The organism is Natronolimnohabitans innermongolicus JCM 12255 (assembly GCF_000337215.1).
Lineage (GTDB): Archaea > Halobacteriota > Halobacteria > Halobacteriales > Natrialbaceae > Natronolimnohabitans > Natronolimnohabitans innermongolicus.
Genome location: NZ_AOHZ01000052.1, coordinates 66381 through 75369, shown reverse-complemented (window position 1 = coordinate 75369; position 8989 = coordinate 66381). Strand labels below are relative to the sequence as shown.

The window sequence follows — 8989 nt, the reverse complement described above, 5'->3', positions numbered from 1 at the left end:
AGATGTGTATAAGAGACAGATACTGCGCCGGGTTCTCGCGGACGTCCGCGAGCGTCAGTCCGCGCCAGCGCAGGTACATCCGCAGGGCGTCGAGGTCGAGTCCGCCACGGGAGGGTCCGTCGGGCGTCTCGAGCAGGCGACCGTGCGTTTCGGGGACGCTATCGGTCGAAACGGGCCAGCCGATGGCCATGACGGCGGTGATCCGTCCCGAGGCGGCGTTGCGCACCGCGAGGGCGATCGGGATCGCGAGGCCGATGACCACGGCGTTCGTGAGGATCGTAAACGAGAACGTCTCGATCGGCGTCGTCGTCGCGGGCAGCGTCCACGAGCCGACGGCGTACTGCGGAAAGACCGGGAAGAACAACGCCAGAACGAGCAGCGCCTTCGCGTCGGCGCCGCCGAAGCCGCCGAACCACCAGAAGAGGTAGGCGATGGGGACGACGAAGCCGAGACTCACCGCCGTCGGGATGAGAAACTCGTGGCTCCAGGCCGTCCCGCCGGCGTCCCAGGCGAGCGCGCCGTCCCAGACGAGCAGGATCGCGCCGAGCACGGCGAGGGGGATCCAGACGGTACTCGAGACGCGTCGGGTCTTGATGTCGCGGATCGCGACCCAGGCGAAGACGGGAACGGCAACGAGCCGCAGGAGATCGGGCGTCGTCGCAACGTCGGCGAGTGTCACAGGCGACACTCTCGAAGCGGGGACGTGTTATCCTTTCGGCTAGTCGCCGGCGACCGTAACGACTCGAGGGGCGACGGCTCGCGAGGGACGGATGTATCGGTCGACGACGGCCACGGCGACAGTGACGGTAACGGCGACAGTGCCTGTGGCGACGATACCGTCTCCCGAACTCGCAAAAAACGAATGGTGACTGTTGGATCGGACGTCTAGATGACGCGGTTCTGCAGGTAGTCGAGGTGCTTTGCGTTGTACACGATCTTGACCTCGTCGGTCTCAGCGGAACCGATGCAGGTCAGGCGGACGTTCTTGTCCTCGACTTCCTCGTCCGAGAGGATCTGCTGCATGTCCATGTCGATCTCGCCCTCTTTGACGATGGCGGCACAGTTCGCACAGGCGCCTGCACGGCAGGAGAAGGGCCAGTCGTAGCCCTGAGCCTCAGCTGCCTCGAGGATGTACTCACCCTCGGCGACGTCGAGCGTACCGTAGTCCTCCTCGCCGAGGCCGGCGTCAGCCGCCTGTTCGAAGAGGTCGTCGTCGTCCATATCCCAGCCCTGGTCGTCGAGCACTTCGTAGTTGAGGTATTCTACCGTGGGCATCACCCGACGCTTCACGGCCCGCACTGGTATAGCTTGCTGTTCGGTCCTAAATTGTCTTTGACGCGGAATTGGGACATTCGAAGGAAAGAATGTCAATGTGCGTCAACTACTGCGCGGGAAAACGGGCAGCAAAAAAGAAATCTTTCACCGGAACGCCCCAGCCGGCATCTCGGTTGCCGCTTTCTGAGAGCTGTCGGCGGCGGGCGGAATCGACCGGCGGCGATCGGTCGGCGTTGGCGGACGGCGGCGATCGGTCGGCAACCAGCGGCAGTCGGGTCGGGTCGGATTCGCGACGACCGCTCAGAATCCGAAGATCGGGACGAACCGAAACGTCAGGAACGCGCCGACCGTCGAGATGATCGGCACAACGTTTTGCATGAGGATGACTCGAGCGGTCGTCGAGGGATCGAAGAGATCCGACGCCTTCGGGATGTCTTCTGGCTGTTCCTCGCCGATCTCCGGGGCCTGCTCGCCCTCCTCTTCGGCCGTGAGCGCGCCCACGGAGACGCGAGTTTCCTCGCCCTGACGAACGTCCGAGATCGTCGTCGTTCGGGTCGCTCGACCCCAACCGAGGCCGATGATCGACATCGTCGCGATGACGACGAAGCTCGCGGGGATGCCGATCCACGAGAGGGCGACGACGATCGTCGAACTGATGACGGCGACGACGATTGCGGCCGTCAGCGGGAGGTTCGTGATGTCGTTGCCGAGTGTCTCCATGGTGCGGCGTGCGATGGTGAAACAGCCGATGGTAACGGCCGCGGAGCCGATGAGAATCAGCGTGAGCATGTCGACGTCGCCGGTGCCGTAGATCGGGGCGATCGCGTTAGCGATGTTGCTCGTTCCCGACGAAAAGGCCATCATACAACCGATACCGACGACGACCAACGCGCCGGTAATCTCTCGACGGTCGGCGTTCTCCCCGAACTGCAATCGCGGGACAGTACTCGAGCGATCGACCGAGACCATCGGACTCCCGCCGCGGCTCCCCTCGATCGCGACCCACGCGTTGATCTGTGGGTAGAAGTACCGACCGACGAGACCGCCGACCCAGAAACCGATTATCGGCGCCACGATCCACCAGACGGCGATCTCGCCGAGGACGTCCCAGGCCAGTTCGTCCGTTGCAAGCCCAAGCGCGGCGATCGCACCGACGGCCGTCATCGACGTCGACGCGGGGACGCCCGCGTAGTTGCCGACGAACAGCGCGCCGCCGATGAAAAAGAGGACGGCGACGTTCGAGCGCATCGTGAAGATTTCGGTGGTGTGAACGAGGTCCTCACCGAGCGTCGTAACGACGTTCGGTCCGATCGTCACCGCGCCGAGGAAGAAGAAAATCGACATCAACGCGGCGGCCATCAACTTGGTGATCACGTTCGCGCCGACGGCCGGGCCGAACGCGGGACCAGTCGTCGCACCGCCGATATTGTAACCGACGAACATCGCGACGAGAATCCCCACGATAAGCAGTACTTCTGTCACAGTTAGCACTCACTCGGTGAGATCGTAAAAGTAGCCGTGTTTGCCCGCTGTCAGGCGGCTGCGTCTTCACTCGGCCTCACTGGAACGGCGGCACAGTCCGAGATTCCAGGTGATACGACGAGATCGAACGTATCCTACTGAAGAACGCGCTGATCAATTCGGATTCGAGTTCGAACGTCCATCTCGAGGCGTTCACACCGTGGAACTGCTAGCTGGCAGACAGCCGATCTCGACGGGGTGCTCGCACCGTCTTGCCAAAGAATTTCAACTATACGCACCGTACATCTGGATATCATGCATCACGAAAGGGAACCGACTCGACGGCGTGACAGTTGGTGCAGTTCGGATACTCGTTCGGTCCGTAATCGCTATCGTATTCGACAGTCGGAGCGTTGCCGTCCGGACCAGCCGGGTGAGACGCTGCGATGTTGAACCCGGTTCGCGTCGACGCAGCGATCGATCTCGCCTACGGAGCGTTGATCGCCCTCTCGATCGTCTTGATCGCAACGCTCGACACGAACGTGGGAATTGCGTTTGGTGTCGGCGTATTCGCGTCGTACGTCGTCCACGTCGTCTGGAAGATGGCCCGATTCGATCCGGACTGGATGACCCAGGCGGTCGAGGAGACCGTCGAGAAACAGGTCGGAGAGGTCCAGACCCAGGTCAAAGAAACAGTCGAAAAGCAAGTTGAAGAAGTACAGACGCAGGTCGAGGAGACCGTCGAGAAGCAAGTCGAAGGGGTACAGACGCAGGTCGAAGAATCGGTCGAAGAAGTGGTCGAAGAATCCGTCGGAGAAGTGGTCGAAGAATCCGTCGGAGAAACCGTCGAGAAACAGGTCGAAGGGGTACAGACACAGGTCGAAGCAGTCAATGAACGCGTCGACCGCCGGCCTCGAGAAGACCAGGTCGAGGAACTCGTCGAAGAATCGATCGAGGACGGAGCAGACGAGTAGCGATCAAATGGGGAATCGTTCTATCGAACGATCGTGACCGGTACCGCCGCTCGCTTTGACACTGTCTCGGCAACGTTCCCGACCAGAAATCGGCGCGTCGCGCGACCTCGGTCCGAGCCGTGGCTACCGAGAATGACCGTATCGTAGTCGTCAGCACGGTCGATGACGTTCCGAGCGGGGTGACCGACACCGACGATCGTTTCGATCTCCCGATCCAGTTCGTCCGCAATGTCGTGTGCGCGTTCGAACACCGGTTCGGCGCGCTCAGCGGCAGCCTCGCTGAGATCGTCCTCGAGCGTGAGCGCCACTGCGTCGCCCATCATCATCGACGGAACGCCAACGACGTGGAGGACGGTCACGTCGGCGTCGGGATGGTTCTCGAGCGCGTACTCGAGGGCGCGGCCAGCGGGCTCGGAGTCGTCCATCGGAACGAGAACGTTCGAGAGCATAGGGGAAGCTTCGATAGCCAGTAACGTAAGTCCCCTGTCAGGCGACACCAGGGGCGATCGTGAAGAACCCGTAGGCAAGGAGCGTCGACATCGACGGACCGATGATCCACATCGAGACGTACTTGATGACTGCCCGAGGATTGAAGAGATCGCTTCCGTGAAGCACTTTTTCGGCTTCTTCTTCTCCGATCGGCGGAGTCGGTTCGTCTTCTTCCTCTTCGGCGACGATCGCACCAAGCTCGATCTCGCGCTCCGCCACCTCGGGCTCGCGGGTGACAGCCTCGCGGAACGTAATCGGCCGGGTCGCCCGGCCCCAGCCGATTCCGACGATGGTCATTACGGTCGCCATTACGAGACTGATCGGGATGCCGATCCAGGAGAGTATAGTCGTAATCGTTGACGCTGTCACCATGACGAAAAGCGCCGCGAGCAGCGGGATATCGCTCAGTTCTCCGCCGACCGAATCCATCGTTCGGCGGGCGATGGTAAATCCGCCGAGACCGATCGCGAGCGTCGCGATGATGACCGCGGTGTTCACCTCGAGTCCGGCTTCGCCGACCAGTGGCGCAGCGGCGTTCGGAACGTTGCTCGCCCCGGCGCTGAACGCCATATAACAGCCGGTCACGAGGACGACCGCCGTGGTGCCGAGTTCACTCCAGGTCGTGTTCGGACCGAACGCGGGCGTCGGAACCGTCCCCTGTCTATCGAAGGTTAGCAACGGCCCATCGGATTTCTCGATCGTTACCCGTCGATTGACTTCCGGATAGATGTACCGACCGATGATGCCGCCGATCCAGAAGCCGATGATCGGCGTGACGACCCACCACGAAATGATCTCCACAATCGTCGCGTAGTTCAAGGTCCCGGTCGCCAGTCCGAGCCCAGCGATCGCGCCGACTGTCGTCATCGACGTCGGGACGGGAACGCCGAAGATGTTGGCGACGAGGATTCCCAATCCGATAAAGAAGAGAACGGCAACCCCCGCCGACAGCGTGAGGTCGATCGTGATGATGCCCTCGCTGAGCGTCTCCATCACATTTTGTCCAACAGTGATTCCGCCGAGAAAGACGAAAACGGTCATGACCGCTGCCGCGGTCGTCTTCTTTACGATCCCGGCACCGACAGACGGCCCCCAAGTAATCCCCGTCGACGATCCGCCGATATTAAATCCGACGAAAATCGAGGCGATGACCCCGATCAACAGCAAGGTTTCGACCATCGACAGACGATACGACTGTCTCGAGGAAATAAGTATTGGACACTCGCTGTACTGTGTTCACAGGCTACTACTCCACTCTTCGTAGTGATTCACGCAGTGAAGTGTTGGTCTCAAAAATATAGCATTATACAGTCATGACAGTTTTCATACATCCTTAGATAGCCGCGATTCGATTACGGTCACGACCGAGGAGAGCAGTTACAACAGCACATCCACTCGGCCGTAGTCGACACCGAGAGCGGGGTGACAGGGCTCCACTCGATCGAGTACAGGCTCGGTCCGAAAGTCGAAGTCGGTGGCTTTACGCGCCCGTCGCGCCTGCGCACAGCCATGAGCGAGTCTCAGATTCCCGAGTTCGAAGTGATCCCCGCCGTCGACGTCCAGGACGGCGAGGTCGTCCAGCTCGTCCAGGGCGAGCGCGGCACCGAGAAGACCTACGGCGAACCCGTCGAGGCCGCCCGGCGGTGGATCGACGCCGGCGCCGAGTCGCTGCACCTGGTCGATCTCGACGGCGCCTTCGAGGGCGAGCGAGCCAACGGCGACGCCATCGACGCCGTCCTCGAGACCGTCGACGTCCCCACGCAACTGGGCGGTGGGATCCGGACCGCCGCGGACGCGATCGATCTCCTCGAGCGCGGCGTCGACCGCGTCATCCTCGGCACTGCGGCCGTCGAGAACCCCGAGATCGTCGCCGAGATCAGCGAGTCCCACCCCGACAGCGTGGTCGTCAGCCTCGACGCGAAAGACGGCGAGGTCGTCGTCGAGGGCTGGACCGAGGGCGCCGGCATCTCGCCCGTCGAGGCCGCCGAGCGCTACGAGGAGCTTGGAGCCGCTGGAATCCTGTTTACGAACGTCGACGTCGAGGGGAAACTCGAGGGCGTGGCGACCGAGCCCGTACGGGAACTGGTCGAGGCGACCGACGTTCCCGTCGTCGCGAGCGGCGGCGTGGCGACCCTCGAGGACGTGCGCGCGCTCGACGAAGCCGGTGCGGCGGCCGTCGTGGTCGGCAGTGCGCTGTACGAAGGGGCGTTCTCGCTCGAGGCGGCCCAATCCGTCGTCAGCGAGTGAGAAGAGTAGTATCACCGTGCTGTGTGCTCGAGTTCGAGGACGACTCGAGCGTGCTGTCGACGCTCGATCTCGATCGAGACCGCGCGTCGAATCGACTGCTGGCAGTAGTTCGCCTGCAGACGACCCGAACGTGTCCTGCCACAGACGACTAGGGATTCCACATCCTCCCCAGCCGATTCACTCGGTCACTTCGTTCCCTCGTTCATCCCTCGCACGCGTTCGCTCCGCGGCTCACTGGCGTTCACCGCGTCTCAGCGCGCGCCACGTGGATTTATCGGCCGGGAGCACGGCTCGAGCAACGCGAGAGCCGTGCGATCCGGGGGAGGGCAGGTGATCACACGATGACCACCGCGAGCGAAGCCAGCGGCTGAGCGAGCGGGCCGCCGACCGACCCATCGGGGAGGGAGAAGTGCTTTTAATCGAATTTTTGCCGAGGGTGCGCCTGCGGCGCACCCGCAGAGCAAAACTTCGTTTCTTAGGATCTCCAGAACGCCGGCGTCAGCAACACGAGCACGGGGATGATCTCGATGCGACCGACCCACATCATGGCGATCATGACGGCGCGGGTGGTGACGGGGAAGCCGGCGTAGTTGTCCATCGGGCCGGCGTTCTCGAAGGCGGGACCGATGTTGAGGAAGATCGACGCGGAGGCGCCGAGGGCTTCGAACTCGCTGACGGGCGTGCTGGCTCGAGCGGCGTCGACGACGACGAAGACGGTCAGCAGGAAAAAGAGGAGGATCGCCAGCAGGACGTAGGCGTAGATGTCGCGGATGGTGTCCTCGTCGACGACGGTGTCGCCGAGGCGGATCGGCCGGACGGCCTCGGGGTGGACCGAGGTAAAGAGAGTCCGGCGGAACGCCTTGAGCGTCACGAGCCAGCGCAGGGATTTGATCGAACAGGTCGTCGAGCCGGCCATGCCGCCGATGAACATACAGAGAAACAGCATGTGCGTCGCGCCGGTCGACCACTCTGCGAAGTCAGCCGAGGCGTAGCCCGTCGTCGTCACCAGCGAGATCACGTTGAACAGGCCGTGTCGGATCGTCTCCTCGAGTCCCATCGTGATCTCGGGATCGATCCAGATCACGGTCGCGACGATGGCGCTGATGCCGGCCATGACGCCGATGTAAAATCGGAACTCCTCGGAGCGAAGCGGCTGTCGAACGTCGCCTTGCGTGACGTAGTACAGGAGAACGAAGTTGGTCGCCCCGAGGATCATAAAGGGCATCACGGCCCACTGGACGACGGGCTCGAACGCCCCGATACTGTCGGGTTCGGGCGAGAACCCGGCCGTCGCGACGCTCGTCAACGCGTGGGCGACGGCGTTAAAGAGGTCCATGTTGGGCGCCAGGCCGGCCAGGTGCAACGCGAAGAACGTCGCCGCGGCGATGGCGGTGAGACCGACGTAGAGCCCCCAGATGAGACGCGCGGTTTCGTCGAGATGTGGGCGGAGTTTCCGGACGTTTCGGGACTGGGATTCGGTCTCCATCAGCTGGGCGCCACCGACCATGAGATTCGAGAGGAGCCCGATGGCGACGATCAGGATACCCAGCCCGCCGAGCCACTGGATCAGCTGTCGCCAGAGCAAGATCGCCCGCGACTGATTCTCGAAGTCCCAGCCGCTCATCACGGTCGCGCCCGTGGTCGTCAGGCCGCTCATGCTCTCGAACTGCGCGTTAACCAGTCCGCCGACGGGTGCCGAAAACGCCGACTCGGGATCCCCGCCGACGCCGGTGAGATAGAACGGAATCGCGCCGATCATCGCGACGCCGAGCCACGTCAGTGCGACCATCAGGAACGCCTCCCGCTGGCCGAGACTGCGCTCTTCGCTCAATCGCTCGAGTGCGACGCCGACGGCGGCCGTGGCGACGATCGCGACCAGAAACGCCAGCGGATCGTCGCCGTCGAAAATCGCCAGAACGAGCGGCACGGCCAGCGGCACGGCGAGCCACTTCAGGACCGTTCCGGTCAGGCTACAACTCGAGCGCCAGTCGACGCGAATCTGCATTGACTGTCTACAGGTCCGCGAAGGAGGGCATTAATGGGTTCGGAACGAACCGACGGCGGGAGCGACGAGATGGGGCCGAGATGACGACGAAGTGCGCTGCGATGACGACAGAGAGTGCCGAACTGACGATGAGACGGAACCATCGGCGTGAGGACGAGCTGGCGATATCACGACTGCTTGTATCCGTGGCCGACGTAGAGAGCGAAGACGTTCACTACCAGCAACGCGAGAAACGCAAGCGTGTTCTGGGGATTGCCGAGCCCTTGCGCGAGCAACGGCAGGTGGACGAACGGGAGTCCGACCGCGACCCAGAACGAGAGAAACTGCGTCGACCCTTTGAGCGATTGCAAGAGCGTGTGTGAGGACTGATCGCGCTGTCGATCCGGTTCGGGGCCTGACCGACCGATCGATTCGTTCGAGAGCGGGGAGGAGTTTGACATCGAGTCGATTCACCTCATCATACACACGACATTCACCAAGACCATCATATAAGCGGTAGAACATTGGGATCATTTCGGTTCGTTTCACCGGCAGAACG

At 62.4% G+C, this 8989-nt stretch carries 9 protein-coding genes; 2 read left to right on the top strand and 7 right to left on the bottom strand.

Annotated elements, in window-relative coordinates; translation table 11 throughout:
• From C493_RS11845 to C493_RS11830, 3 genes are all read right to left on the bottom strand, one after another.
• Nucleotides 1-679, bottom strand: a 679-nt coding sequence (locus C493_RS11845; RefSeq protein WP_007259678.1) for an A24 family peptidase, incomplete at its 3' end; no start/stop codon positions are given.
• A 206-nt stretch (nucleotides 680-885) separates the two neighbouring features.
• Entirely contained in the window at nucleotides 886-1275 is a 390-nt protein-coding gene (fer, locus tag C493_RS11835; protein ID WP_007259676.1) for a ferredoxin Fer, read from the bottom strand.
• 300 nt (nucleotides 1276-1575) lie between these two features.
• Nucleotides 1576-2757 (bottom strand): inorganic phosphate transporter, encoded by a 1182-nt coding sequence (locus C493_RS11830; protein ID WP_007259675.1) that lies wholly within the window; start codon nucleotides 2755-2757, stop codon nucleotides 1576-1578.
• Between the two features lie 425 nt (nucleotides 2758-3182).
• Here C493_RS11830 and C493_RS11825 point away from each other — a divergent pair, with 425 nt between their 5' ends.
• The gene (locus tag C493_RS11825) at nucleotides 3183-3710 is read left to right on the top strand and encodes a hypothetical protein (RefSeq protein ID WP_007259674.1); all 528 of its coding nucleotides are present in this window, start codon (nucleotides 3183-3185) and stop codon (nucleotides 3708-3710) included.
• 20 nt (nucleotides 3711-3730) lie between these two features.
• Here the strand turns inward: C493_RS11825 and C493_RS11820 are convergent, their stop codons facing one another.
• Together C493_RS11820 and C493_RS11815 are read right to left on the bottom strand one after the other, a co-directional pair.
• On the bottom strand, nucleotides 3731-4159 hold the full coding sequence (locus tag C493_RS11820) for a universal stress protein (protein WP_007259673.1): 429 nt from the start codon (nucleotides 4157-4159) through the stop codon (nucleotides 3731-3733).
• 37 nt (nucleotides 4160-4196) lie between these two features.
• Nucleotides 4197-5378, bottom strand: a complete 1182-nt coding sequence (locus C493_RS11815; protein ID WP_007259672.1) for an inorganic phosphate transporter — start codon at nucleotides 5376-5378, stop codon at nucleotides 4197-4199.
• A 330-nt stretch (nucleotides 5379-5708) separates the two neighbouring features.
• Between C493_RS11815 and hisA the strand changes: the two genes are divergently transcribed.
• On the top strand, nucleotides 5709-6446 hold the full coding sequence (gene hisA, locus C493_RS11810; RefSeq protein ID WP_049889330.1) for a 1-(5-phosphoribosyl)-5-[(5-phosphoribosylamino)methylideneamino]imidazole-4-carboxamide isomerase: 738 nt from the start codon (nucleotides 5709-5711) through the stop codon (nucleotides 6444-6446).
• A 475-nt stretch (nucleotides 6447-6921) separates the two neighbouring features.
• Here the strand turns inward: hisA and C493_RS11805 are convergent, their stop codons facing one another.
• On the bottom strand, nucleotides 6922-8451 hold the full coding sequence (locus C493_RS11805) for a TrkH family potassium uptake protein (RefSeq protein ID WP_007259670.1): 1530 nt from the start codon (nucleotides 8449-8451) through the stop codon (nucleotides 6922-6924).
• A 167-nt stretch (nucleotides 8452-8618) separates the two neighbouring features.
• A complete protein-coding gene (locus C493_RS11800; RefSeq protein ID WP_007259669.1) occupies nucleotides 8619-8891 on the bottom strand; it encodes a hypothetical protein in 273 nt (90 codons plus the stop codon).
• Between the last annotated feature and the right edge of the window lie 98 nt (nucleotides 8892-8989).

Coding starts and splice junctions, on each gene's coding strand:
- fer (WP_007259676.1), bottom strand. CDS start 1,275: ATGCCCACGGTAGAATACCTCAACTACGAAGTGCTCGACGACCAGGGC.
- C493_RS11825 (WP_007259674.1), top strand. CDS start 3,183: ATGTTGAACCCGGTTCGCGTCGACGCAGCGATCGATCTCGCCTACGGA.
- C493_RS11820 (WP_007259673.1), bottom strand. CDS start 4,159: ATGCTCTCGAACGTTCTCGTTCCGATGGACGACTCCGAGCCCGCTGGC.
- C493_RS11815 (WP_007259672.1), bottom strand. CDS start 5,378: ATGGTCGAAACCTTGCTGTTGATCGGGGTCATCGCCTCGATTTTCGTC.
- hisA (WP_049889330.1), top strand. CDS start 5,709: ATGAGCGAGTCTCAGATTCCCGAGTTCGAAGTGATCCCCGCCGTCGAC.
- C493_RS11805 (WP_007259670.1), bottom strand. CDS start 8,451: ATGCAGATTCGCGTCGACTGGCGCTCGAGTTGTAGCCTGACCGGAACG.
- C493_RS11800 (WP_007259669.1), bottom strand. CDS start 8,891: ATGTCAAACTCCTCCCCGCTCTCGAACGAATCGATCGGTCGGTCAGGC.